This is a genomic window from Caulobacter sp. GW821-FHT09B08 (genome assembly GCF_059418225.1).
Window position 1 is genome coordinate 14,830 of record NZ_JBWKPL010000011.1, and the last position, 23,706, is coordinate 38,535.

A 23,706-nucleotide genomic window follows, 5' to 3' on the forward strand; every position below is an offset into this window, starting at 1 on the left:
GCGCGGCGGGGCTTCGGTTCTATCGCGCGGCGACCTCGGACGCGGCTAGAAGGAAAGCGCCCACACCGTACAGCTGGGTGTCGTCGGCCTCGACGTGGTCGGGCGCGTAGCCGATCTGCTGCACCCAGCCCAGCTTGCCGTCCGGTTTGACCGCGCCGGCCAGGGCGGACCAGCCCTTGGCGACGGCCGTCTCGTACGTCTGTCCCTTCAGGAGGTCGTGGTTGAGGCCCCAGGCCAGGCCGTAGACGAAGAAGCCCGTGCCGCTGGTCTCGGGCGGGGCGTGTTCGGGCGCCAGCAGGGAAGGGGCCCAGCAGCCGTCGGGCTTCTGCAGCGCAACCAGCCTGTCGGACATCCGGCGGAACAGGGCCTCGTAGCGCGGGCGCGACGGATGATCGGCGGGCAGGGTCCTCAGGATGTCGACGATCCCGGCATAGACCCAGCCGTTGCCGCGGCTCCAGAAGATCTTGCGGCCCTGGTCGTCGCGACGGTCGAAATAGCGGCTGTCGCGGTAGAAGAGGCCTTCCTGCTGGTCGAACAGATAGTCGGTCGTCGCCCAGAACTCCTTGTCGCCATAGGCGGCGTAGCGGGGATCGCCGGTGGCGCGGCTGAGGCCCGTCCAGGTCGCCGGACCCATGAACAGGGCGTCGCTCCAGCACCAGCGGGCCTGGCAGGGCTGGTCCTCGGCGCCGTCGATGAAGGTCATGTCGGCGTGGGGCGGATCGGCCAGTATGGCGTCGAAGCGGGCCTTCAGGGGCGCGATCTGGGCCGGGTCGTGGTCCTTGCCGTAGAGCCACAGCCAGGTCTGGCCCACCACGTGGTCGTCGGCGTGCAGCGGGCGGGCGCCCAGGTTCCAGCCTTCCTTGACGCCGTGGGCGCGGGCGGCCTGGACCAGGTCGGCGTCGCCGGTCCGGTCGGCGAAGGCGGCCAGGCCGACGAACAGCGCGCCCTGCACCCAGCCGCGCGGATCGGCGGTCTTGGGATGGGCGTGGACGTAGTCGAACCTGTCCATATGGGCAAACTGCCAGGCCGCGACCCGGCGGCCCAGCGTCACGGCCTGGGCGGCGGCGGGCGTGGCCACGACCGGGGCGGGAGGGTCGGGGCGGGCCTCGGTTCCCTCTCCGGCGGCCAGGGTCAGCACGGCAAGGGCGATGAACAGGCTGGCGCGCATGGCTACGACTCCCCGGAGTGCGCGACTGTGCCGCCACGTCATCGGGCAGTGCTAGGTCGGTTTGCCGGCTGGTCAAGCCACTAGATGAATGTGTAGCGGTATCAGGATGATAGGTCTGGCCAAAATTATCTTTTGTACGATTTATGGTCAGGCCAATTTGCTTGCGTCGAGGTGGAACGGCGCTATGGTGAGGTCCGACGAACCTCGTCGGCCTACGCGGTGAACTTGTCCTTCAACCGCACCTCCTCCCGGGGCCGGCCGGCGACGGGCGGCTGGAGCCTTCCCTCCAGCCGCCCATCCAAATTCCCGAATCGCTAGATGAGCGAGCGGCGCGCCAGTTCGCTGCGGCGGGCGGCGACTTCGCTGCGGGCCTGCTGCATGGCGTCGATCTCGGTGGCGGTCAGCAGGTTGTCGATCACCCGGCCCAGGTGCTCGCGCATGGCGTTGCGGGCTTCCTTGGGGTCGCGGGCCTTGAGGGCGCTGAGGATTTCCTGGTGGTCGTCGATCAGCGGGCGCACGCCCACCTGGCGGCCGCGCTCCAGCATGGCGCGGCACAGGGGCGACTTGTAGCGCAGGTCCCACAGGTTCTCGATCACGGAGACGAGGGCGGCGTTGCGGGTGGCGCGAGCGATGGTGACATGGAACCGGCGGTCGGCCAGGTCGCCGCGCACGTCGTGTTCGTTCTCCGCGACCATGTCGTCGAGGATCTTTTCCAGGTCGATCAGTTCCTGGTCGGTGATGGTGGTGGCGGCCAGGGCGCAGGACTCGCCCTCGATCAGCCGGCGAGCCTCGGTCAGCTCGAAGGCGCCGATGTCGAGCTCGGGGGCGGGGGCCTCGGCCGGCGCGGCCTCGGTGACATACACGCCCGAACCGTGGCGGGCCTCGACCAGGCCGCGAATTTCCAGGGCGATCATCGCCTCGCGCACGGTGGGGCGGCTGACCTTGTAGTCCTCGGCCAGGTCGCGCTCGGACGGCAGGCGGTGGCCAGGCTGGTAGGCGCCGTCGCGAATGGATTGAGCGATCGCGTTGGCGACCTGCTGGTAGAGCTTGCGAGTTTCTGCGGTCGACGTGGTCATGCGACTTTCCCGCCCGGCGCGCGTGCCGGGCCCGCGCCAGCCTAGAGCAAGGCCGCGAAAGACGCCACGCCGGTTCGCTCTGGCGCAATTGTAATATCTTGTCTATGGATTGGTCAGGCCACTTAAGAGATTCAGGTAGACCAGATTTCCATGCTCAAGATTGTCGACGCCAAGGTGATCGTCACCTGCCCGGGGCGCAACTTCGTCACCCTGAAGATCACCACCTCGGACGGCGTCACCGGGGTGGGCGACGCCACGCTGAATGGCCGCGAGTTGGCGGTGGTCAGCTATCTGCGCGACCACATGATCCCCTGCCTGATCGGCCGCGACGCTCATCGCATCGAGGACATCTGGCAGTTCTTCTATCGCGGCTCGTACTGGCGCGGCGGCCCGGTGGGCATGAGCGCCCTGGCGGCCGTCGACATGGCGCTGTGGGACATCAAGGGCAAGGTCGCGGGCCTGCCGGTCTACCAGCTGCTGGGCGGCGCCTGCCGCGAGGGCGTCACCGTCTACGGTCACGCCAACGGCGAGACCATCGCCGACACCATCGCCGAGGCCCAGAAGTACAAGGCCCTGGGCTACAAGGCCATCCGCCTGCAGACCGGCGTGCCGGGCCTGGCCAGCACCTACGGGGTGTCGGGCGACAAGATGTTCTACGAGCCGGCCGATGCGGATCTTCCCACCGAGAACGTCTGGTCGACGGCCAAGTACCTCAAGCACGCGCCCAAGCTGTTCGAGGCCGCGCGCGAGGCCCTGGGCGACGACGTCCATCTGCTGCACGACGTCCACCATCGCCTGACGCCCATCGAGGCCGCGCGCCTGGGCAAGGATCTGGAGCCCTACCGCCTGTTCTGGCTGGAGGACGCCGTACCCGCCGAGAACCAGGCCGGCTTCCGCCTGATCCGCCAGCACACCACCACGCCCCTGGCCGTGGGCGAGATCTTCAGCCACGTCTGGGACGCCAACATCCTGATCCAGGAACAGCTGATCGACTATCTGCGGGCCACGGTGCTGCACGCCGGCGGGATCACCAACCTGAAGAAGATCGCCGCCTTCGCCGACCTGCACCATGTGCGCACCGGCTGCCACGGGGCTACCGACCTGTCGCCGGTGACCATGGCCGCGGCCCTGCACTTCGACCTGTCGATCCCGAACTTCGGCCTGCAGGAATATATGCGCCACACGCCGGAGACCGACGCGGTGTTCCCGCACGCCTACAGCTTCGGCGACGGCATGCTGCATCCGGGCGAGGCGCCGGGGCTGGGCGTCGACATCGACGAGACCCTGGCCGAGCAATATCCCTACAAGCGCGCCTACCTGCCGGTGAACCGGCTGGAGGACGGGACGATGTACAACTGGTGATCCGGGACGTTCGGCCACCTTCACATTGACATGACCAATATGTAGATTGGCTTGACAATATTGGTGGCGTCGCTAGCAGGTGGTCGAACCAATAACGATCGCCGCGCGTTTCGGCGGCGACGGGCGGGGAAACCATGTCGTCCAAGTCCATGCCGCGTCGCGCCGGCGCCTTCGTCCTGGCGGCCGCCCTGTTGGCCGCCGCCGCCCCGGCTCCCGCCGCCCAGCCTGACCCCGGCGGGCGCGGGCGGCTCTACCGCACGGTCGCGCCGATGAACCGGACGGTCGAGACCCGCCTGCTGCCGCAGATGGCTGTGCTGCTCGACAAGCTGATGGTCGAGAAGCGCGACATGACCCTGGACGGGGTGCGGGTGTTCGACGCCGACGACAAGTTCCTGCCCGGCAAGGTGGCCATCGGCCTGGCCTATCTGCTGGTCGACACGCCGCGCGACGATCCCAGGTTCCAGACCTATCTGGCGGGCTATCGGCAGATCGCCGACATGACGGTCGACGACACCAACAACACCTGGGGCATCTACTACTACTGCCAGGCCCTGCACATGCTGCAGGAGGCTGGCCTGCTGGAGCAGGCGGTCTCGCCCCAGACCCTGGTCAAGCTGCGGGCCAAGCTCGATTGGCGAAAGTTCGTCCGCGCCGACGACCTGACCCTGATCGACCTGCCCAACAACTATTACGGTGTGGCCTTCAGCGTGGCGCGGCTGCGCTACCAGCTGGGCTGGGAGGACGCCTCGGCCAGCGAGGCGCTGCTGGAGCGCACGCTGGACCACTATCGCAAGTATTCGGGCGAGTACGGTTTCGCCGACGAAACCGACGGCGACGGGCGGTTCGACCGCTACAGCGTGCTGCTGATCGGCGAGATCAGCCACCGCCTGATCGAGGCCGACATGCCCGCCACGCCGGAGGTGAGAGGCTGGCTGCGCAAGTCCGTCGACCTGATGCTGCCGCGCCTGAACCTGCGCGGCGAAGGCTTCGAATACGGCCGCAGCATCGGAACCTACGGCGAGACGGCGTTCCTGGAAGTGCTGACGGCGGCGGCCAAGCTGGACGTGCTGACGCCCGAGGAAAAGAGAATGGCCTACGCCTTCTCCTCGCGCGTCACCGCCCGCTACATGGACTTCTGGTTCGACCCGAAGATGGGATCAGTGAACCTGTGGGAGGGCGGCCGGCGCACCGACGCCTATCGCGGCAAGCACCGGATCCTGGGCGAGAACCTCAGCCTGGCCCGCCAGCACATCTATACCAGCGCGATCTGGAACGAGCTCGGCTTCAAGGACAAGGCGCCCGACCCCGGCTACGCGGCCTGGCTGGGCAAGCTGCCCAAACGGCGGACGACCTGGTTCGCGCGGGGTGAAAACGACCGGCTTGTGGTGACACTTCGGGACAAGGGGCGCGTGATCGGCCTGCCGATCATCAACGGCGGCAAGAGCCAGCACGAGAACACGCCCTACTATCCGATCCCGTTCTCGCCCGGGATGCTGGCGGGCGTGGCCGACGGCGAGTTCCCGCAACTGCTGCCGCGCGTCACCCTGGCCGACGGATCGAAACTGACGCCGCTGGCCTATGCCCGCAACGTCAAGGTGACCGAGCAGGGCGCCCTGACCATCGTCACCTACGAACAGGACCGGCTCGACAGGCTGGGAACCGACGCCCCGATCGCGGACGACCGCCTGAGTGTTAAGACGACCTACGTCCTGGAACCCGGCAAAATCAGCCGCACGGACGTCTTCATGCCCAAGACGGGGCAAGAGCTGAAGGCTATAGACCTGTCGTTCGCCTCGTTTTCGGCCGGGCCGGCCACCAAGGGCGGGGCCACCACCTACCGCCAGGGCGACGTAACGGGCTTCAAGGTGAGCGGGTTGGACTGCAAGTCACGTCCGCTGGACGACGAGAAAGCCTATCGGACGCCGACCGGCGCGTTCCAGAGTCTGGTGGAGTGCGCTGGCGGCGCGCGGACATTGTCGGAACCGCTGACGGTGAGCTGGACGCTGAGCTACCGCTAGACCTACTTCACCCGCGTCAGGATCAGGGTCTGGTCCGGCGGTCCGGGCTTGCCGTCGATGTCCTGCTCGACCAGCAGGGTGTCGGGATCGGTGCGGGTCACCTTCATCGACTGGTGGCGCGAGCCGCCGTCGCCGTGGGTGGTGACGGTCACCGCGCTCTGGCCGACGCGTTGAACGCTGATGTTCACCAGGTTCAGATTGACCACGGCCTGGGTCGGCTGGCCGTCCAGCACGGCGTGGGCGAACTGCAGGGCCGCGACGCCGGCTTCGTCCACCTCGACCAGGGTCCAGGCCAGGGTCTTGCCGTCGTCGATGGTGACGTCCAGCTCGCCGCTCAGCGGCGGCGGGCCGGTCAGGGCCTCGTTGAACTTGGAGCGCGGCAGGTCGATGGCCCAGCGGCCGGAAACGCCCATGGGGCCGCTGAACGTCTGGGCGTTCGCGGCCAGGGGCAGGGCGGTCGTCAGCACGGCGGCGCCGACCAGGGCGGTGAGGGCGCGAGCGGTCTTGCTCATGAGGTCGGCTCCGGGAACGGGCCCGGAAAGCCGGGCGGACGCAGGGTAACTTGGTCCCGCACGTCCGCCCGATCAAGGAGTCGGCCCAGGCGCTTGCGCGCCAAGCCCTTAGAACGGCGAGAATTTCTCGACCAGCGCCTGGCCGCCCGGGGTCTTCTGGACGCGGCTGATGTCGCCGCGGCCGCCGTAGCTGATGCGGGCTTCGGCGATCTGGGTGTGCTTGATGGTGTTGGCCGAGGAGATGTCCTCGGGGCGCACCATGCCGGCCACGGTCAGCTGGCGCACTTCGTTGTTGGTTTTCACTTCCTGGGTGCCCTGAATGATCAGGTTACCGTTGGGCAGCACACCCGCGACGATGGCGGCGATGGTCAGGCTGATCTTTTCCGAGCGGTTCACCGAACCGGCGCCGGCGTTGGACGTGCCCGACTTGGTGTTGATCATGTTGGACGGATCGAAGCCGCCCGGCAGAACTTTTCCGAGGCTGGATTCCAGGCCCAGGAAGTTGGGCACGCCCAGCGAGCTGTTCGAGGCGCGCGACGTGGCCGTCTGATCCTTGGTCGTGGCGCTGTCGTCGATGTCGATCATCACGGTCAGGATGTCGCCGACCTTGCTGGCGCGCTGGTCGTTGAAGAAGGTGCGCGCGCCCGTCCGCCACAGCGAGTTGGCCGAGGCGGCCTGGGGCTGGGGCGCGAATTGCTGGGTCATCGGCGCCAGTTGGGCGGGATAGCCGACGGGGGCCAGTTGCGGCCCCTTCACGGCTTCCGAAACGGTCGAGCAGGCGGCGAGCGGGGCGAGCAGCAGGAGGGCGGCGAGGGCGGGGCGCATGATGTGTGACCTTCTCAGCGAGCGGCGTAGCGCAGGGTGTTACGGCTGGCCTTCAGGCGCATCGCCTGCGGGCCGACGGCGGTCGAGCCGGGTCCGGTGACCACGGTCTCGATGATCTTCTTGCTGGCGGTGTTCTGGACCATCAGGCTTTCACCGATGGCCGCCGCCGACATGGCCTTGCCCTGCAAGGTGAGGGCCACGCCGTCGTCCTCGTAGGTGACTGCGACGATATCGCCCGCCTTGATGACCTGCGGGGTCGAGACGTCGCGCAGGCTGGCGGCCGCGCCTTGGCGCAGCGGGCGTTTGACGGTCATGCCGATCACGTCGTCGGCGTCGCGCGGGGCGTCCGAGGGGGCGGCGGCCATCTTCACCCAGACCAGATCTTCCGGCTGGACCATCTCGCCGGTCGACAGGCTGCGGGCGTAGGCAAGAACTTCCACGTTGCCGCGCGGGGCGCCGGCCAGGGCCGGGCCGGAGCCCGCGCCCTGGCGCACGATGATGCGGCGAACGCCCATGGCGTTGTCCCAGTCCAGGCCCGCGCGACGGGCGGCGATCTGCACCGCGCCGGCGTCGAGCACGGCCGAGGGACCCACGCGGGTGGCGATCACCATGTCCGAGGCCGCGCCGGCTCCGTCGAACAGCTCGCCCAGGGTGATCTTGCCGTCGGCGTCGGTGGTGTCGGCGCGCAGCGATACGGCCTGTCCGGCCAGGGCCGGGGTGGCGATCAGCAGGGCGGCGATGGAGACAGCGAACAGTTTCATGAGCTTACGACCGCAGGTTCGAGGTGGCCTGGAGCATCTGGTCGGCCGTGGTGATGACCTTGGAGTTCATCTCGTAGGCGCGCTGGGCGACGATCAGGGCGGTGATTTCGCTGACCGAGTCCACGTTCGAGGCTTCGGTGTAGTTCTGCAGCAGGGTGCCGAAGCCAGGCTGGCCGGGGGCGGCGATGTTGGCCGCGCCCGAGGCCGCGGTTTCCATGAACATGTTGTCGCCGATGGCCTCGAGGCCGCCTTCGTTCATGAAGTTGGCCAGTTCCAGCTGACCCACGGTCTGGGGCGTGGGGTTGCCTTCCATCTTCACCTGCACCAGGCCGGTCTTGCTGATGGTGGTGGCGACGGCGTTCTGCGGGATCGTGATGCCCGGCTGGACGGTGTAGCCGTCCTCGGTGACGATCTGGCCCTGGTCGTTGGTCGAGAAGTTGCCGGCGCGGGTATAGGCCGTCTCGCCCGAGGGCAGCAGAATCTGCAGGAAGCCCTTGCCCTGGATGGCCACGTCGAACTCGTTGTTCGTCATGGTGGGCGTGCCCTGCTCGTGGATGCGGTAGACCGAGCCGGCCTTCACACCGCCGCCGATCTGCACGCCGGTCGGGACCACGTTGCCGTCGCCCGACGACTGCGAGCCGGCCCGTTCGATCGTCTGATAGATCAGGTCCTGGAACTCGGCCCGTTGGCGCTTGAAGCCCACGGTGTTCATGTTGGCGATGTTGTTCGAGATGACTTCGACGTTCAGCTGTTGAGCCGACATGCCGGTCGCGGCGGTGCGGAGCGCTTGCATCGTGGGTTATCCTTACTGCGGCTTGCCCAGGCGCTCGACGGCGCTCCGGGACAGTTCCGAGGTTTGATCCATCATCTTGGCCACGCTCTCGTAGGCGCGGTTGACCTCGATCAGCTTGGTGATCTGGGTGATCGACTGGACGTTGGAGGCTTCCAGCATGCCCTGATGGACCTTGGCGTCCGGGGCGGCCTGGGGCGTGTCGTTGGTGGTGTTGCGATAGAGGTTGTCGCCGTCCTTGCGGAAGGCGGCCAGGTCGGTGGGGCGCACCACGCCGATCTTGCCGGCGCGCTCGGCGCCCTGGCTGACCGTGCCGTCCTTGGCGATGGTGACCGGGCCCTTCAGCGGGTCCAGCAGGATCTCGCCGCCGCCGTCGTCCAGCACGGGCTGGCCGTTCTGGGTGACCAGCTTGCCGTCCGGGCTCATGGTGAAGCGGCCGTCGCGGGTGTAGCGCTCGCCGCCGGCCGTCGAGACCTTGAAGAAGCCCTGGCCTTCCAGGGCCACGTCGAAGTCGCCGCCGGTCTGGGTCAGGGCGCCTTGGCCGAAGTCGCGGGCCACGCCGTCGTCCAGCACGAACTTGACGGGGTTCGTGCCACCGGCGGTGCGGGCCGGCTTGGCCGGTTCCGTGCGGACCATCAGCTCCTCGACCTTGAAACCGGTCGTGTTGGCGTTGGCGATGTTGTTCGCGACGATGTCGAGTTCGCGGCGCAGGGTCATCTGCCGCGAAAGTCCGACGTAAAGTGCGTTGTCCATGACCGGTTACCGAGACGGCTGGCGCGACAAATGCGCCGCATCCCTGCAAGCAACCCTCGTGCCAACTTAAAAAGTTCAGCAATTTCAACAAAAAGGAAGGTTAACGCGCCCTCGGCGGCGGAGTCTGCCGGGCAGATTCAGCCTGCGGCGAAATGGCCTCTAAAAGACATCGTTAACCATGCTCCCCGCATGAGTAGATCCATAGATTCCAAGGAACCGCGCGCGTGGCCAAGAAACCTGCCCAGGAAGCTCCCGCCCCCGAAGGCGAAGAGGGCGCTGCCGAGGGCGAAGCTCCCGCCAAGAAGAAGCCGCCGATGATGATCATCATCGCGGCGGCCGCCGCCGTCGTGCTGGTCGGCGGCGGTGTGACCGCGTTCCTGCTTCTGAAGCCCAAGCCCGACGCTCATGCCGAGGCGGGCCACGAAAAGCCGAAGAAGGAAAAGAAAAAGGAAAAGAAGGAAGAGAAGGGCGGTCATGGCGGTGGCGGCGAGGGCGCGGCTCCCGCGGCCGGCGCGCCGGTGATCAAGGAAGGCCCCGACGGCGTGGTGTTCTACACCCTGCCCGACATCGTGGTGAACATGCAGGCCGCCGACGGCCGTTCCACCTTCCTGAAGCTGAAGCTCACCTTCGAGCTGCCCGACGAGGAGACGGCCGACACCCTGACGCCGAACCTCCCGCGTCTGCAGGATATGTTCCAGACCTTCCTGCGCGAACTGCGTCCGGAAGACCTCAACGGCAGCCAGGGCAGCTATCAGCTGCGCGCCGAGCTGCTGCGCCGCGTTAATCTGGTCGCCGCGCCTTCCCACGTGAACGCGGTGCTGATCGAGGAGATGCTGATCAACTAGCTTCGGCTGGTTGAGGCGAACCATCATGGCGGACGAAATCGACGATCAGGCCGCGATGGCCCAATGGGCCTCGGAGAACCCGCCGAACGACTTCGGCGGCGACGCCGGCGGCGGCAACGAGTTCGGCGACTTCAGCGGCGGCATGGGCGGCTGGGACGACGGCGGCGGCGACGGCATGGGCGCCGAGCGCATCCTGAACCAGGACGAGATCGACAGCCTGCTGGGCTTCGACATGTCCGGCGACGGCAACGACGACCGCACCGGCATCCGCGCCATCATCAACTCGGCCCTGGTCTCGTACGAGCGCCTGCCGATGCTGGAAATCGTCTTCGACCGCCTGGTGCGGTTGATGACGACGTCGCTGCGGAACTTCACGTCCGACAACGTCGAGGTCAGCCTCGATAACATCAGCTCGATCCGCTTCGGCGACTATCTGAACTCGATCCCGCTGCCGGCCATCCTGGCGGTGTTCCGGGCCGAGGAGCTGGACAACTACGGCCTGCTGACGGTCGACTCCAACCTGATCTATTCGATCGTCGACGTGCTGCTGGGCGGCCGTCGCGGCACCGCGGCCATGCGCATCGAGGGCCGTCCCTACACCACCATCGAGCGGGTGCTGGTGCAGCGGATGGTCGAGGTGGTGCTGCACGACGCCAAGGCCGCCTTCGAGCCCCTGCATCCGGTGTCGTTCAGCCTGGACCGCCTGGAGACCAATCCGCGCTTCGCCGCGATCGCCCGGCCGGCCAACGCCGCGATTCTTGTGAAGCTTCGGATCGACATGGAAGACCGCGGCGGCAGAATCGAGCTTCTGCTGCCCTATGCGACCCTTGAGCCCATCCGGAAGATGCTGCTGCAGCAGTTCATGGGCGAGAAGTTCGGCCGCGACAACATCTGGGAAGGCCACTTGGCCACCGAACTCTGGACCACCCAGATGGAGGTGCGCGCCGTGCTCGACGAGCAGCAACTGCCGTTGAGCCGTGTGCTGAACCTCCAGGTCGGCGACACCCTGATGCTGAACGCCACCACCGACAGCCTGGTCGAACTGCGCGCGGGTTCGATCCCGCTGACGCGCGGCCGCATGGGCCGTCGCAACCACTCGATCGCCGTGCGGGCCGAGGCCCCCCTGACCTCGGCGGCCAAGAAGGCGGTTCAGAAGCTGAAATGAGCGTGACGGCCATCGCCCTCAACGGTTTCCTGGCGGTGCTGCTCCTGGTGGCGCTGGGGGTCGGCTGGCGCCTGGAGCGCCGGCTGAAGGCCTTGCGCGACAGCCACGAGGGCTTCGCCAAGGCCGTGGGCGACCTGGACCGCGCCGCCATGCGCGCCGAACAGGGCCTGGCCGACCTGCGCGCCGCCACCGACGAGGCCGCCGACACCCTGGCCGACCGCATCGCCCAGGCGAAGGCCCTGGCCGCCCAGCTGGACGAGCGCCTGAACCGTCCGATCGTGACGCCTCCGCCCGTCTCGCAAGGTCGGGCCGCTGTCGAGCAGCGCCTGGCCGCCGAGCCGCGCCCGGCTCCGGAGCCGCGTCCGATCCGCGCACCCGAGCCGGAGCTTCCGCCCGAAACCCCGCGCCGCCTGCGGGCCGAGGACTTCGAGAAGCTGCTGGAGCGCGAATCCCGCATCCCCCGCGACGCCCCGCCGCCTTCCGCCGCGCGGCCTTCCGCGTCAAAGGAAACCGCGCGTTCACGAGCGCGGATTGATGATGACCTGTTCGAGGGCCCGGAAGATCCGCCGCGCCCCGGCTCGACCTTTAGAGGCCGTCGATGAAAAACGTTCCGCGCATCCTGCCGCTGGTGGGTGTCGCCGTGGTCGGCGTGCTCGCCGTCAACGCCCTGGCCGGCGCGAAATCCGTTCCGAACATGCTGAGCGGCGCCAAGGCCTTCGCCGAGGGCGTGGCCAAGCCTGACGCGAAGGACGGCGCCAAGGACGGCGAGAAGGCTCCCTCGGCCGCCGACGCCGGCAAGGACGCCGCCAGCAACGCCGCGCCGTCGCGCATCTGCGCGCCCTCGGCCACCGATCTGGCCAAGGAAGCCGGCCTGTCGCCGGCCGAGCTGCGCGTGCTGCAGAGCCTGGGCCAGCGTCGCGGCCAGTTGGACCAGCGCGAGCAGGACATCGACGTCCAGCTGCAGCTGCTGGCCGCCGCCGAGGCCAAGCTCGACGCCAAGATGAAGGCCCTGAACGGCATGAAGGGCGAGATCCAGGGCCTGCTGGGGCAGGCCGACGCCCAGAAGCAGGCCGAGACCGACCGCCTGGTCCTGGTCTATTCGGCCATGAAGCCCAAGGACGCCGCCGCCCGCATGAGCATGCTGGACGACAGCGTGCGCCTGCCGATCGCCGCCAAGATGAAGGAGCGCACGCTCTCGATGGTGCTGGCCAACATGTCCCCCACCGACGCCAAGATCCTGACCGAGCGCCTGGCCAACCGCACCTCGGCCGAGGCCATCGCCAAGGGCAAGGCCGCCCTGGCCGCTACCGATCCGGCCGCCGCCGGCGCCGCCGCGCCCAACGCTCAAGCCGCCGCCGCCGCCACGCCGCTGGCCGGCGCGGGCGCCAAGCCCGCCGCCAAGAAGGCCGGCTAGGACAGGAGACGGGCAGGGGGCATGAAACGGGGGGAGACTCTGAGATCGGCCATCGCGGCGATCTGCATCCTCGGGGTCGCGACCCCGTCGGCAGCGATCTCGGCTGCGCCGCATCACGCCTCCAAGCCTGCCCACAAGCCCGCGCCGCGCAAGGCCGCGCCCGCCGCCGCCCGTCCAGCCGCTCCGGGCGGACTGCAGATCCGCGTCGCCCAGGCCCCCGACTTCACCCGGCTTGAATTCCCTGGCTCGCGCGGCATGCAGGCGCGCCGCGAGGGCAACGCCGTGGTCCTGCGCTTCACGCGCGACGCCAATCCCAATCTCTCTGGCCTGAACGTCGGTCCGCCGCGCCTGGTCAAGGGCGCCCAGGCCCGCCACGTCGGCGGCGTTCTGGAGCTGGTGGTGGCGCTGACCGACGACGCCGACTTCCGGGCCGGCAACGCCGACGGCGACGACTTCGTCAACCTGTTCGTCCGCCAGCAGCCGACGACGGCCCCGGCTCCGGTGGCCATGGTCGCGCCCCAGCGGCCCAATCCGATGCCCGCCGGCGGCGTGGTGCCGGTCAAGTATTCCAAGGTTTCGGGCCAGATCCAGCTGAGCTTCGACTGGGCCAATCCGGCTGGCGCGGCCGTGTTCCGGCGCGGCGAGGCGGTGTGGGTGGTGTTCGACACCCCCGCGCGCCTCGACATCGGCAAGCTGCCGCCCAGCACCCAGCAGTACCGCAACATCCAGGCCTTCAAGGGCCCAGACTACACCGCCCTGCGGATCAGCACGCCCCAGGGCGCGCCGTTCTACGCGGACGGGGTGGGCTCCAACTGGACCATCGCCCTGGGGGCGGGGAACCAGGACTCGCCGGACCTGATCCGCGTCGCCCGCGACGACAACGCCAGCCCCGCCACCCTGACCGCCACCGTGGCCGGCACGACCAAGACCATTTGGGTGGCCGACCCGGCGGTGGGCGACCGCATGGCCGTGGCCACGGCCTTGGCGCCGTCCAAGGGCCTGCCGTCGCGCCGCGACTATGTCGAGATGGCGCTGCTGCAGTCGGCCACGGGCCTGGCGGCGGAGAGCTATTCGGGCGACCTGCAGATGAGCGCCGCCGGCGACATCGTCCGCATCGGTCGGCCCAAGGGCTTGATGCTGTCGTCGGCCTCAAGCGGGCAGGGGCAGGCCGATGTCGCCGGCGCGCCCCAGGCCATGGCCATGCCGGCCCTGATCGATCCCGCCAACTGGTCCAAGACCGGCACCGGCGGCTTCATGGCCCGCTACGACGCCCTGCTGGGCGCCATCCCCGCCGCCGCCGGCCCCGACGGCAAGGGCGACGATACGGCCGCCCGCATGGCCCTGGCCCGTTTCCTGGTCGGCTCCAACCTGTCCTATGAAGCCATCGGCGTGCTCAACGCCGCCGGCCGCGCTCACCAGACCCTGATGGGCAACGGTGAGTTCCGTGGCCTGCGGGGCGTGGCCAAGGTGCTGGCCCATCGCTACGCCGAGGCCGAGACCGACTTCGCCTCGCCGGTGCTGGCCGACGATCCCTCGGCCGCCCTGTGGCGCGGCTACGTGGCCGCCAAGACCGGCCAGTGGACCGACGCCAACCAGCACTTCGCCGACGGCCAGCGCGCTCTGAACATGTTCCCGGCCCTGTGGCAGGCCCGCTTCCTGGGCGCCCAGGCCGAGGCCTCGGTCGGCGTCGGCGCGCCCGAGACCGCCATCCGCCTGATCAACCAGGCGCTCAAGCTGCCCAACATTCCGGTCGAGGACCAGCTGGAGCTGCGCCTGACCCTGGCCAAGGCTTTCGAAGCCAAGGGCGACAGCCGCGCCCTGCCGGTGTTCCAGGCCATCGCCCGCTGCGGCATCGACCGCCTGGCCGCCCCGGCGACCCTGCACGCCATCCAGATCCGCCTGGCCAAGAACCAGATCACGCCCGACGTCGCCGCCAAGGGCCTGGATCAGCTGCGCTACCGCTGGCGCGGCGACAGCGTCGAGCTGGACACCATCCGGGCCCTGGGCCAGCTGCAGATCAGGCAGGGCCGCTATCGCGAGGCGCTGGAGGTGCTGCACTCGGCCGGCAACGTCCAGTCGGGCACGCCCCAGGCCGTGGCCCTGCGCAACGACCTCAACACCGCCTTCCGCACCCTGTTCCTGGACGGCCTGGCCGATGGCATGCAGCCGATCCAGGCGGTGGGCCTGTTCTACGACTTCCAGGACCTGACCCCCATCGGCGCCGACGGCGACCAGATGGTCCGCAACCTGGTGCGCCGCCTGGTCGACGTCGACCTGCTGGACGAGGCCGCCAAGCTGCTGAAATACCAGGTCGACAACCGCCTGAACGGCGTGCCCAAGGCCCAGGTCGCCACGGACCTGGCCTGGATCTACCTGATGGACCGCAAGCCCGAGAGCGCGCTGGACACCATCAACGACACCCGCACCACCATCCTGCCGCCGGCCCTGAACGCCGAGCGCCGCCTGGCCACCGCCCGCGCCCTGATGGGTCTGGGCCGCTACGACGCCGCCCTGGAAGTGATCGAGAGCGACAAGGGCCGCGACGCCGAGGACATCCGCGCCGAGATCGCCTGGAAGCAGCACACCTGGCCGCTGGCCGGCACGATGTACGAGCGCTCGCTGGCCGACCGCTGGAAGACGCCGGGCGTGCTGAGCCCTGCCGACGAGTCCAAGCTGCTGCGCTCGGCCGTGGCCTACAGCCTGGCCGACGACGACGCTTCGCTGGCCCGTCTGCGCCAGCGGTTCGGCGGCTTCATCGACGGCGCCCGCAATCCCGACGGCCTGCGCGTGGCCCTGGCCGGCGCCGACCCTGGCAGCCTGTCCAGCAGCGACTTCAGCAAGGTCACCGCCGACAACGAGGCCTTCAACGGCTGGGTGGCCAAGATGAAGGACCGCTTCCGGGCCCAGGCGAGCAACTAGGGCTCGGTGATTCTCGCCCGCGGGGGCGATTTTTCCTTCCAGACCTGCCTAAGCGGTCGCCATTGGCTTGGCGGCCGCGTTTTGCGTGTCCAGCCGGTGAACCTTCGCCCGGGAAAAGCGATTGGTCTTATGGCGGCCCAGCCCCAAACGCCTTAGTTAGACGCCGCGCGCGCGGTCCGGTCGGGACGTCGACAAGAGGCGCCTGACGGGCCCGCTTGCATTGCTCCGACGGGCGTGTCATGACAACGTTGTCATAGGGTGGATACATTGGCCAAAGAGACAAACACCGATCAAGCGGGTCGGGAAGTGCTGGTCCTGCTGGGTGGCGCGGGCGACCTGGCCCTGCGTATGTTGTTGCCTTCCTTGTATTTTCTCGAGGTCGACCGCCTGCTGCCGCACGATCTGCGGATCATCGGCCTGGCCCGTCACGACCACGACGCCGACAGCTACCGCAAGCTGGTCCGCGAGCAGCTGGGCAAGCGCGCCACCGTCGAGGAGGCGGCCTGGAATCGCCTGGCCGCGCGCCTGGATTACCTGTCGGTCGACATCACCCAGGAGGCCGGCGCCAAGGCCCTGGCCGACAAGATCGGCAAGTACGGCGACCTGGTGGTCTATTTCGCCCTGTCGCCCAGCCTCTACGGCTCGGTCTGCGGCGCCCTGCAGGCCGCCGGCCTGACCGGTCCTCGCACGCGCCTCGTGCTGGAAAAGCCGATCGGCAAGGACTTCCAGAGCTCGTGCGTGATCAACGGCGCCGTGGGCGCGGTGGTCGACGAGAGCCAGATTTTCCGCATCGACCACTATCTGGGCAAGGAAACGGTCCAGAACCTGACCGCCCTGCGCTTCGGCAACGTGCTGTTCGAGCCCCTGTGGGACAACAAGCACATCGACCACGTGCAGATCACCATCGCCGAGACCGAGAAGGTCGGCGAGCGCTGGCCCTATTACGACGAGTACGGCGCCCTGCGCGACATGCTGCAGAACCACCTGCTGCAGCTGCTGTGCCTGGTCGCCATGGAGGCTCCGTCGGGCTTCGATCCGGACGCGGTGCGCGACGAGAAGGTCAAGGTGCTGCGGTCGCTGCGCCCCTTCACCAAGGCCAATGTCGCCCACGACACCGTGCGCGGCCAGTACGTGGCCGGCGTGGTCGAGGGCACGGCCCGCGAAGGCTATCTGGAAGAGGTCGGCAAGGGCTCCAAGACCGAGACCTTCGTGGCCATGAAGGTCGATATCGACAACTGGCGCTGGGCCGGCGTGCCGTTCTTCCTGCGCACCGGCAAGAACCTGCCCGACCGCCGCACCCAGATCGTCGTGCAGTTCAAGCCCGTGCCGCACAACATCTTCGGTCCCGCCGCCCAGGCCGAGACCAAGTCCAATCGCCTGGTCATCGACCTGCAACCGGACGAGGACATCTCGCTGACCGTGATGACCAAGCGTCCGGGCCTGTCGGAGGAGGGGATGCGCCTGCAGTCCCTGCCGCTGTCCCTGGCCATGAGCGCCCCGGGCAGCCGTCGCCGCATCGCCTACGAAAAGCTACTGTTGGACGTGTTCCGCGGCGACCGCACCCTGTTCGTGCGTCGCGATGAGGTCGAGCACGCCTGGCGGTTCGTGGACGGCGTCTCGGCCGCCTGGGCCGAGGCCCAGATCGAGCCGGCGCCCTATGCCGCCGGCACCTGGGGGCCGCACGGCTCCAGCGCCCTGATCGCGCCGCAGGGCCGGGCCTGGAACGAGTAGCTTGACCGCCATGACCCTCCCCAAGATCGAAGCCTTCCCGACGCGCGAGGCGCTCTACGACGCCGCCGCCTCGGTGCTGGCTTCGGCCCTGATCGACGGCGTGGCCAAGCGCGGCCAGGCCGGCTTCGCGGCGACCGGCGGCTCCACCCCGGCCCCGGTCTACGACCGCCTGGCGACCATGACCGTGCCCTGGGACAGGGTCGTGGTCACCCTGACCGACGAGCGGTTCGTGCCGCCGACCGATCCCAGCAGCAACGAGGGCTTGGTCCGTCGTCACCTGCTGGTCGGCGGAGCTGCGAAGGCGACGTTCGCGCCGCTCTATTTCGAGGGCGTGGGCCAGGACGAAGTCGCGGCCAAGGCCGAGCCGGGCGTCGCCCAGGCCCTGCCGTTCGGCGTGGTGGTGCTGGGCGTGGGTCCGGACGGCCACTTCGCCTCGCTGTTCCCGGGCAATCCTAAGCTGGCCGAGGGCTTGGACCCCGCCAGCCCACGCACGGTGATCGCCGTGCCGCCGGGCCAGCCGGCCCCGGACCTGCCCCGGATCAGCCTGACCTTCCAGGCGTTGATTCAATCGTCGCTGATCGTCCTGCTGGTCACCGGCGCGGCGAAGAAGGCCCTGCTGGAAGGTCCGGTCGATCCGAGCCTGCCCGTCGCGGCCATCCTGAACCAGGACCGCGCCCCGGTCCGCATCCTGTGGGCGGAGTAGCCTTATGGCCTTGAACCCTGTCATCGCCGAGGTCACCGCCCGGATCGTCGAACGCAGCCGCGACACGCGCTCGGCCTATCTGGCCAATCTGGACGCCGCCGCAGCCGCCCAGCCGGGCCGCGCCAAGCTTTCCTGCGCCAACTGGGCCCACGCCTTCGCCGCCTCGCCGGCGGTCGACAAGGTCCGCGCGCTCGACCCGAACGCCCCCAACCTGGGCATCGTCTCGGCCTATAACGACATGCTGTCGGCCCACCAGCCGTTGGAAGAGTATCCGGCGATCATCAAGGAAGCCGCGCGCGAGGTCGGGGCCACGGCCCAGTTCGCCGGCGGCGTGCCCGCCATGTGCGACGGCGTCACCCAGGGCCGTCCGGGCATGGAGCTGTCGCTGTTCTCGCGCGACGTGATCGCCATGGCCACGGGCATCGCCCTGACTCACGACGCCTTCGACGGCGCGCTCTATCTGGGCGTCTGCGACAAGATCGTGCCGGGCCTGGTGATCGGCGCCCTGACCTTCAGCCACCTGCCGGCGATGTTCGTGCCGGCGGGCCCGATGACCTCGGGCCTGCCCAATTCGGAAAAGGCCCGCATCCGCGCCCTCTACGCCGAGGGCAAGGTCGGCCGCGAGGAACTGCTGGCCGCCGAGAGCGCCAGCTATCACGGCCCGGGCACCTGCACCTTCTACGGCACGGCCAACACCAACCAGATGCTGATGGAGCTGATGGGCCTGCACCTGCCGGGCTCGGCCTTCGTGCATCCCAACACCCCGCTGCGCACGGCCCTGGTCAAGGAAGCCGCCAAGCGCGTGGCCGCCATCACCCACAAGGGCAACGACTGGATCCCGGTCGGGCGGATGATCGACGAGAAGGCCGTGGTCAACGGCGTGGTCGGCCTGATGGCCACCGGCGGTTCGACCAACCTGGCCCTGCACATCGTGGCCATGGCCCACGCGGCCGGCATCATCCTGACCCTGGAAGACCTGGACGACATTTCCAAGGCCACCCCGCTGCTGGCCAAGGTCTATCCGAACGGCTCGGCCGACGTGAACCAGTTCCACGCCGCCGGCGGCATCCACTTCGTGGTCAAGGAACTGCTGAAGGCGGGCCTGGCGCACGAGGACGTGCTGACCGTCGTCGGCCACGGCCTGTCGCGCTACACTCAGGAGCCGATCCTGGTCGATGGCGAGCTGGCCTGGCGCGAAGGCGCCGACGAGTCGCTGAACCTGGACATCCTGCGCCCGGCTTCGAGCCCCTTCAGCCAGGAAGGCGGCCTGCGCCTGCTGACCGGCAACCTGGGTCGCGGCGTGATCAAGATCTCGGCCGTGAAGCCCGAGCACCAGGTCATCACGGCCCCGGCCGCGGTGTTCCAGGAACAGGAAGATTTCATCGCCGCCTTCAAGCGCGGCGAGCTGGATCGTGACGTCGTGGTGGTGGTGCGCTTCCAGGGCCCGTCGGCCAACGGCATGCCCGAACTGCACAACCTGTCGCCGTCGATCTCGGTGCTGCTGGATCGCGGCCACAAGGTGGCCCTGGTCACCGACGGCCGGATGTCCGGCGCCTCGGGCAAGACGCCGGCGGCCATCCACCTGACGCCGGAGGCGGCCAAGGGCGGCCCGCTGGCCTATGTCCAGGACGGCGACGTCATCTCCTTGAACGCCCAGACGGGCGAACTGAAAATCCTGGTGGACGAGGCGACCCTGCGCGCCCGCACGCCGGCACAAGTCCCGGCGTCCAAGCCGGGCTTCGGACGGGAACTCTTCGGTCTGATGCGTGCGGGAGTCGGCGCGTCCGACCACGGCGCCTCGGTGCTGTTTGCTTAGGAAGTGATGGAAATGAGCGGCTTGAACTCCATCGGGCTTGGCCTGGTCGGCGACATCGGCGGAACCAACGCGCGGTTCGCCCTGGTCGATTTCGACGGGTCCGATCCCCAACTGATCGAGCCGACCTCGTACAAGGGCGAGGACTACGGTCAGGCCGAGGACGCCATCGAGGCCTATCTGAGCAAGATGGGCCTCAAGCACCCCGACCAGGCGGTGGTGGCCGTGGCCGGCCCGATCGAGCACGGCGCCGTGCACTTCACCAACAGCGACTGGAAGCTGTCGGAGGACAGCCTGCGCCGGGCTGGCGGCTTCCGCTCGGCCAAGCTGATCAACGACTTCACCGCCCAGGCCCTGGCCGCGCCGCGTCTGGCGCCCAAGGACCTGCGCCAGATCGGTCCGCTGCAGACCTCGGGCGAGGGCGACCTGGCGATCATCGGCCCCGGCACGGGCTTCGGTGCGGCGGGCATGGTGCGCCGGCACGGCGTCGAGACCCCGCTGACCACCGAAGGCGGCCATATCGCCTTCGCGCCGTTCGACGACACCGAGATCGAGATCCTGCGCATTCTGGCCAAGAAGTACGGCCGCTGCTCGATCGAGCGCATCCTGTCGGGTCCTGGCATGGAAGACCTGCACGTGGCGCTGGCCGAGATCGAAGGCCGTCCGGCCGAGGAACTGACCGCCAAGCAGATCACCGAGCACGGCGTGGCCGGCGACGGCTGCTGCAAGGTCACGATCGACCGCTTCTGCGCCATCCTCGGCTCGGCGGCCGGCGACCTGGCCATGGCCCTGGGCGCGCGGGGCGGGGTGTTCATCGCCGGCGGCATCGCGCCCCGGATCATCGACCTGCTGGAGCAGGGCGAGTTCCGCAGCCGATTCGAATCCAAGGGCCGCCTCAGCGACTACACCAAGGCCATCCCCACCCACGTGGTGATGAACCCCCACACGGCCCTGATCGGCGCCGCCGTGGCGATGACGCCGGACGGTCGCGCGGCGATTTCCTAGGACTACAAGGCTTTCCGAAGCTCCGGCCGCCTCGGGGCGAGCGCCACGCGCAAAAGTGGGCTCGCCTTGACAAGGTTGTCATGGCTCTATTGCGTCGCTTGTCGATTTTCCGACGCTTCGCGAGGCCGTCTTGAGTTCCAAGGTTACGATCCACGAGGTCGCCCGCATGTCGGGCGTATCGATCAAGACCGTGTCGCGGGTGCTGAACCGCGAGCCGAACGTCAAGAGCGACACCCGCACCAAGGTGCAGGAAGCCGTGGCGGCCCTGAACTATCGGCCTAACATCTCGGCCCGCAGCCTAGCCGGGTCGAAGGCCTATCTGATCGGCGTCTTCTTCGACAACCCCAGCCCCGCCTATGTCACCGACGTGCAGCTGGGCGCCATCGCCCGCTGCCGGGAAGAGGGCTACCACCTGATCGTCGAGCCGCTGGACTCCGAGGGCGACGTCGCCGCCCAGGTCCAGCCGATGCTGGCCACCCTGCGGATGGACGGGGTGATCCTGACCCCGCCGGTCTGCGACAACGTCGCGGTGCTGGACGTTCTGGAAGCCGAGGGCGTGCCCTATGTGCGTCTGTCGCCCGACCAGGACCTGGACCGCTCGGCCCATGTGCGCATGGACGACACACGCGCCGCCTACGAGATGACCGCCCACCTGATCGGCCTGGGCCACACCGACATCGGCTTCATCAAGGGCCACCCCGACCACGGCGCCTCGCACCTGCGCTACGAGGGCTATGCTCAGGCCATGAAGGACCACGGTCACGCCGTGCGCGAGGACCATGTGGAGCAGGGCTGGTTCTCGTTCCGCTCGGGTTTCGAGGCGGCCGAGCGGCTGCTGGCCCGCGCCGATCGCCCCACGGCGATCTTCGCGTCCAACGACGACATGGCCCTGGGCGTGATGGCGGTGGCCAATCGCCTGCGCCTGGAAGTGCCTCAGACCCTGTCGGTGGCCGGCTTCGACGACACGCCCGGCGCCAAGGTGGTGTGGCCGCAGCTGACCACCGTGCGCCAGCCGATCCAGGCCATGGCGGCGGCCGCGGCCGACCTGCTGCTGGACGGCGCCAAGGTCGGGGAGGGCGATACGCCCCCCTCGCGTCTGCTCGACTTCCAACTGGTGGTGCGCGAGTCCACCGGGCCGATCGGTATCGTCTCCCTCCCGCGACCGGAATCCGTTCCAGGCGTTTAGGTCGGGCGTCCCGTAGGGCGCGCCCACCGGTGTCATTTTTCCTTTCGCGGTGGAAAGGCTTTCAAGTTGACGCTAAGTCAGCGGTGGCGAATCCGGCCTCCCACCGCTAGACAACGTTGTCAGGTGCGAAATTCGAGAATGACGTTCGCCCAAAGCAAATCCTTTCCGCTTTGCGGCATTCCTTGCCGCATTGCAGCATTTTCCAGCCTCTCCGGAGCAGGTTCATGATCCGCGCGCGCCGCTCCCGCATCGTCGCCACCATCGGCCCGGCCAGCAGTTCGCCGGAGATGATCGTCACCCTGGCCAAGGCCGGGGCGGACGTCTTCCGCCTGAACTTCAGCCACGGCAGCCACGAGGTGCACCAGGCCTCGTACAACGCCATCCGCGCGGCGGAGAAGACGGTCGGACGCCCGCTGGGCATCCTGGCCGACCTGCAGGGTCCCAAGCTGCGCGTGGGCAAGTTCGCCGACGGTCCGGTGACGCTGAAGGCCGGCCAGGCCTTCCGCTTCGACAGCGATCCGACCCCGGGCGACGAGACCCGGGTCTACCTGCCGCATCCCGAGATCCTGGTGGCCATGCGCCCCGGCGCGACGCTGCTGCTGGACGACGGTAAGCTGCGCATGACCGTCACCGACGCGGGCCCCGGCTACGCCAACACCAAGGTGGTCAACGGCGGCAAGCTGTCGGAGCGCAAGGGCGTGGCCGTGCCGGACGTCGTGATCCCGATGTCGCCCCTGACGCCGAAGGACCGCGAAGACCTGGCCTTCGCCCTGCGCCTGGGCGTGGACTGGATCGCCCTGTCGTTCGTCCAGGCGCCCGAGGACATGGCGGAACTGCGCCGCATCGTCGAGGGTCGTGCGGCCGTCCTGGCCAAGATCGAAAAGCCCCAGGCCCTGGAGGTGCTGGGTCCGATCCTCGACCTCTGCGACGGCGTCATGGTGGCCCGCGGCGACCTCGGCGTCGAGATGGCGCCCGAGGAGGTGCCGGTGGCCCAGAAGGTCATCCTGCGCGCCGCCCGCGAGCGCGGCATCCCGGTGATCGTCGCCACCCAGATGCTGGAGTCCATGACCAGCTCGCCGACCCCCACCCGCGCCGAGGCCTCCGACGTGGCCAACGCCGTCTACGAGGGCGCCGACGCGGTGATGCTGTCGGCCGAGAGCGCGGCCGGCGACTATCCCGAAGAGTCGGTGGCCATGATGAGCCGCATCATCGAGCGAGTGGAGCGCGATCCGCGCTGGCCCGAACTGATGCAGGCCGAGCAGCCGCACGACGACGAGGACGCCGACGTCTTGGTGGTGGCCGCGGCCCAGGCTGCCAAGGCCGGTTCGACCAAGTGCCTGGTGGCCTTCACCACCACCGGCGCCACCGCCCGCCGCCTGTCGCGCGAGCGGCCGCTGCAGCCCGTGCTGGCCCTGTCGCCGCGCATCGATGCCGTGCGCCGCATGTGCCTGGTCTGGGGCGTGGAGGCGCGGGTCTCGGCCCAGCCCGACAGCCTGGAGGTGGTCACCACCGACGCCGTCGCCAAGGCCGGCGAGCTGGGGCTGGTCGGTCCAGGCGAGCGCGTGCTGATCGTGGCGGGCACCCCGTTCGGCGCCCCCGGCGCGGCCAACCTGCTGCGCCTGGCTCACGCGCCGTTCCCGACGCGCAAGCGGTAGGGAAG

At 68.8% G+C, this 23,706-nt stretch carries 20 protein-coding genes; 13 read left to right on the top strand and 7 right to left on the bottom strand.

Features of this window, described 5'->3' with window-relative positions:
• Positions 1-19: 19 nt before the first annotated feature.
• Positions 20-1,168, bottom strand: coding sequence for a glycoside hydrolase family 88/105 protein (locus AC07OA_RS23410; RefSeq protein WP_494666235.1), 1,149 nt, complete (start codon positions 1,166-1,168; stop codon positions 20-22).
• A gap of 314 nt (positions 1,169-1,482) precedes the next feature.
• Positions 1,483-2,244, bottom strand: coding sequence for a FadR/GntR family transcriptional regulator (locus tag AC07OA_RS23415; protein ID WP_494666236.1), 762 nt, complete (start codon positions 2,242-2,244; stop codon positions 1,483-1,485).
• Positions 2,245-2,394: 150 nt separating this feature from the next.
• Here AC07OA_RS23415 and manD point away from each other — a divergent pair, with 150 nt between their 5' ends.
• On the top strand, positions 2,395-3,606 hold the full coding sequence (gene manD / locus AC07OA_RS23420; RefSeq protein WP_494666237.1) for a D-mannonate dehydratase ManD: 1,212 nt from the start codon (positions 2,395-2,397) through the stop codon (positions 3,604-3,606).
• 134 nt (positions 3,607-3,740) lie between these two features.
• Complete coding sequence (locus AC07OA_RS23425) at positions 3,741-5,624, top strand: hypothetical protein (protein ID WP_494666238.1); 1,884 nt, start codon at positions 3,741-3,743, stop codon at positions 5,622-5,624.
• A 2-nt stretch (positions 5,625-5,626) separates the two neighbouring features.
• On the opposite strand, the gene AC07OA_RS23430 is transcribed toward AC07OA_RS23425, so the two are convergent.
• The 5 genes from AC07OA_RS23430 to flgF form a co-directional block, all read right to left on the bottom strand.
• Positions 5,627-6,136, bottom strand: a complete 510-nt coding sequence (locus tag AC07OA_RS23430; protein ID WP_494666239.1) for a hypothetical protein — start codon at positions 6,134-6,136, stop codon at positions 5,627-5,629.
• A 108-nt stretch (positions 6,137-6,244) separates the two neighbouring features.
• The gene (gene flgH, locus AC07OA_RS23435) at positions 6,245-6,964 is read right to left on the bottom strand and encodes a flagellar basal body L-ring protein FlgH (RefSeq protein WP_494666324.1); all 720 of its coding nucleotides are present in this window, start codon (positions 6,962-6,964) and stop codon (positions 6,245-6,247) included.
• 11 nt (positions 6,965-6,975) lie between these two features.
• The gene (gene flgA, locus AC07OA_RS23440; RefSeq protein WP_494666240.1) at positions 6,976-7,722 is read right to left on the bottom strand and encodes a flagellar basal body P-ring formation chaperone FlgA; all 747 of its coding nucleotides are present in this window, start codon (positions 7,720-7,722) and stop codon (positions 6,976-6,978) included.
• 4 nt (positions 7,723-7,726) lie between these two features.
• Positions 7,727-8,515, bottom strand: a complete 789-nt coding sequence (flgG, locus tag AC07OA_RS23445) for a flagellar basal-body rod protein FlgG (protein WP_494666241.1) — start codon at positions 8,513-8,515, stop codon at positions 7,727-7,729.
• A gap of 12 nt (positions 8,516-8,527) precedes the next feature.
• A complete protein-coding gene (gene flgF, locus AC07OA_RS23450) occupies positions 8,528-9,265 on the bottom strand; it encodes a flagellar basal-body rod protein FlgF (protein WP_494666242.1) in 738 nt (245 codons plus the stop codon).
• A 224-nt stretch (positions 9,266-9,489) separates the two neighbouring features.
• Between flgF and fliL the strand changes: the two genes are divergently transcribed.
• The 11 genes from fliL to pyk all read left to right on the top strand — a co-directional run bounded on the left by fliL (position 9,490) and on the right by pyk (position 23,701).
• On the top strand, positions 9,490-10,110 hold the full coding sequence (gene fliL, locus AC07OA_RS23455) for a flagellar basal body-associated protein FliL (RefSeq protein ID WP_494666243.1): 621 nt from the start codon (positions 9,490-9,492) through the stop codon (positions 10,108-10,110).
• A 25-nt stretch (positions 10,111-10,135) separates the two neighbouring features.
• Positions 10,136-11,275, top strand: a complete 1,140-nt coding sequence (gene fliM / locus AC07OA_RS23460; protein WP_494666244.1) for a flagellar motor switch protein FliM — start codon at positions 10,136-10,138, stop codon at positions 11,273-11,275.
• Positions 11,272-11,877 carry a DUF6468 domain-containing protein gene (locus AC07OA_RS23465; protein WP_494666245.1) on the top strand — a complete coding sequence of 202 codons (606 nt, stop codon included), beginning with the start codon at positions 11,272-11,274 and terminating at the stop codon, positions 11,875-11,877. Before fliM ends, AC07OA_RS23465 begins: the two co-directional genes overlap by 4 nt.
• Complete coding sequence (locus tag AC07OA_RS23470) at positions 11,874-12,689, top strand: MotE family protein (RefSeq protein WP_494666246.1); 816 nt, start codon at positions 11,874-11,876, stop codon at positions 12,687-12,689. The genes AC07OA_RS23465 and AC07OA_RS23470 overlap by 4 nt, the downstream gene beginning before the upstream one ends.
• Before the next feature lie 21 nt (positions 12,690-12,710).
• Positions 12,711-15,608, top strand: coding sequence for a tetratricopeptide repeat protein (locus AC07OA_RS23475; RefSeq protein WP_494666247.1), 2,898 nt, complete (start codon positions 12,711-12,713; stop codon positions 15,606-15,608).
• 267 nt (positions 15,609-15,875) lie between these two features.
• Positions 15,876-17,339 (top strand): glucose-6-phosphate dehydrogenase, encoded by a 1,464-nt coding sequence (gene zwf, locus AC07OA_RS23480; protein WP_494666248.1) that lies wholly within the window; start codon positions 15,876-15,878, stop codon positions 17,337-17,339.
• Positions 17,340-17,349: 10 nt separating this feature from the next.
• Positions 17,350-18,042 carry a 6-phosphogluconolactonase gene (pgl, locus tag AC07OA_RS23485; protein WP_494666249.1) on the top strand — a complete coding sequence of 231 codons (693 nt, stop codon included), beginning with the start codon at positions 17,350-17,352 and terminating at the stop codon, positions 18,040-18,042.
• A 4-nt stretch (positions 18,043-18,046) separates the two neighbouring features.
• A complete protein-coding gene (gene edd / locus AC07OA_RS23490; protein WP_494666250.1) occupies positions 18,047-19,858 on the top strand; it encodes a phosphogluconate dehydratase in 1,812 nt (603 codons plus the stop codon).
• 12 nt (positions 19,859-19,870) lie between these two features.
• The gene (glk, locus tag AC07OA_RS23495; protein ID WP_494666251.1) at positions 19,871-20,860 is read left to right on the top strand and encodes a glucokinase; all 990 of its coding nucleotides are present in this window, start codon (positions 19,871-19,873) and stop codon (positions 20,858-20,860) included.
• Between the two features lie 130 nt (positions 20,861-20,990).
• The gene (locus tag AC07OA_RS23500) at positions 20,991-22,046 is read left to right on the top strand and encodes a LacI family DNA-binding transcriptional regulator (RefSeq protein WP_494666252.1); all 1,056 of its coding nucleotides are present in this window, start codon (positions 20,991-20,993) and stop codon (positions 22,044-22,046) included.
• Between the two features lie 224 nt (positions 22,047-22,270).
• Positions 22,271-23,701: a pyruvate kinase gene (pyk, locus tag AC07OA_RS23505; protein WP_494666253.1), complete on the top strand. Its 1,431-nt coding sequence runs from the start codon at positions 22,271-22,273 to the stop codon at positions 23,699-23,701.
• Positions 23,702-23,706 lie beyond the last annotated feature (5 nt).

Excerpts from the sequence above, each read along its gene's own strand:
- AC07OA_RS23465 (WP_494666245.1), top strand. The coding sequence starts at position 11,272 with ATGAGCGTGACGGCCATCGCCCTCAACGGTTTCCTGGCGGTGCTGCTC.
- manD (WP_494666237.1), top strand. The coding sequence starts at position 2,395 with ATGCTCAAGATTGTCGACGCCAAGGTGATCGTCACCTGCCCGGGGCGC.
- AC07OA_RS23430 (WP_494666239.1), bottom strand. The coding sequence starts at position 6,136 with ATGAGCAAGACCGCTCGCGCCCTCACCGCCCTGGTCGGCGCCGCCGTG.
- glk (WP_494666251.1), top strand. The coding sequence starts at position 19,871 with ATGAGCGGCTTGAACTCCATCGGGCTTGGCCTGGTCGGCGACATCGGC.
- edd (WP_494666250.1), top strand. The coding sequence starts at position 18,047 with ATGGCCTTGAACCCTGTCATCGCCGAGGTCACCGCCCGGATCGTCGAA.
- AC07OA_RS23475 (WP_494666247.1), top strand. The coding sequence starts at position 12,711 with ATGAAACGGGGGGAGACTCTGAGATCGGCCATCGCGGCGATCTGCATC.
- AC07OA_RS23470 (WP_494666246.1), top strand. The coding sequence starts at position 11,874 with ATGAAAAACGTTCCGCGCATCCTGCCGCTGGTGGGTGTCGCCGTGGTC.
- AC07OA_RS23415 (WP_494666236.1), bottom strand. The coding sequence starts at position 2,244 with ATGACCACGTCGACCGCAGAAACTCGCAAGCTCTACCAGCAGGTCGCC.
- flgF (WP_494666242.1), bottom strand. The coding sequence starts at position 9,265 with ATGGACAACGCACTTTACGTCGGACTTTCGCGGCAGATGACCCTGCGC.
- AC07OA_RS23410 (WP_494666235.1), bottom strand. The coding sequence starts at position 1,168 with ATGCGCGCCAGCCTGTTCATCGCCCTTGCCGTGCTGACCCTGGCCGCC.
- pyk (WP_494666253.1), top strand. The coding sequence starts at position 22,271 with ATGATCCGCGCGCGCCGCTCCCGCATCGTCGCCACCATCGGCCCGGCC.
- pgl (WP_494666249.1), top strand. The coding sequence starts at position 17,350 with ATGACCCTCCCCAAGATCGAAGCCTTCCCGACGCGCGAGGCGCTCTAC.
- flgA (WP_494666240.1), bottom strand. The coding sequence starts at position 7,722 with ATGAAACTGTTCGCTGTCTCCATCGCCGCCCTGCTGATCGCCACCCCG.
- fliM (WP_494666244.1), top strand. The coding sequence starts at position 10,136 with ATGGCGGACGAAATCGACGATCAGGCCGCGATGGCCCAATGGGCCTCG.
- AC07OA_RS23425 (WP_494666238.1), top strand. The coding sequence starts at position 3,741 with ATGTCGTCCAAGTCCATGCCGCGTCGCGCCGGCGCCTTCGTCCTGGCG.
- flgG (WP_494666241.1), bottom strand. The coding sequence starts at position 8,515 with ATGCAAGCGCTCCGCACCGCCGCGACCGGCATGTCGGCTCAACAGCTG.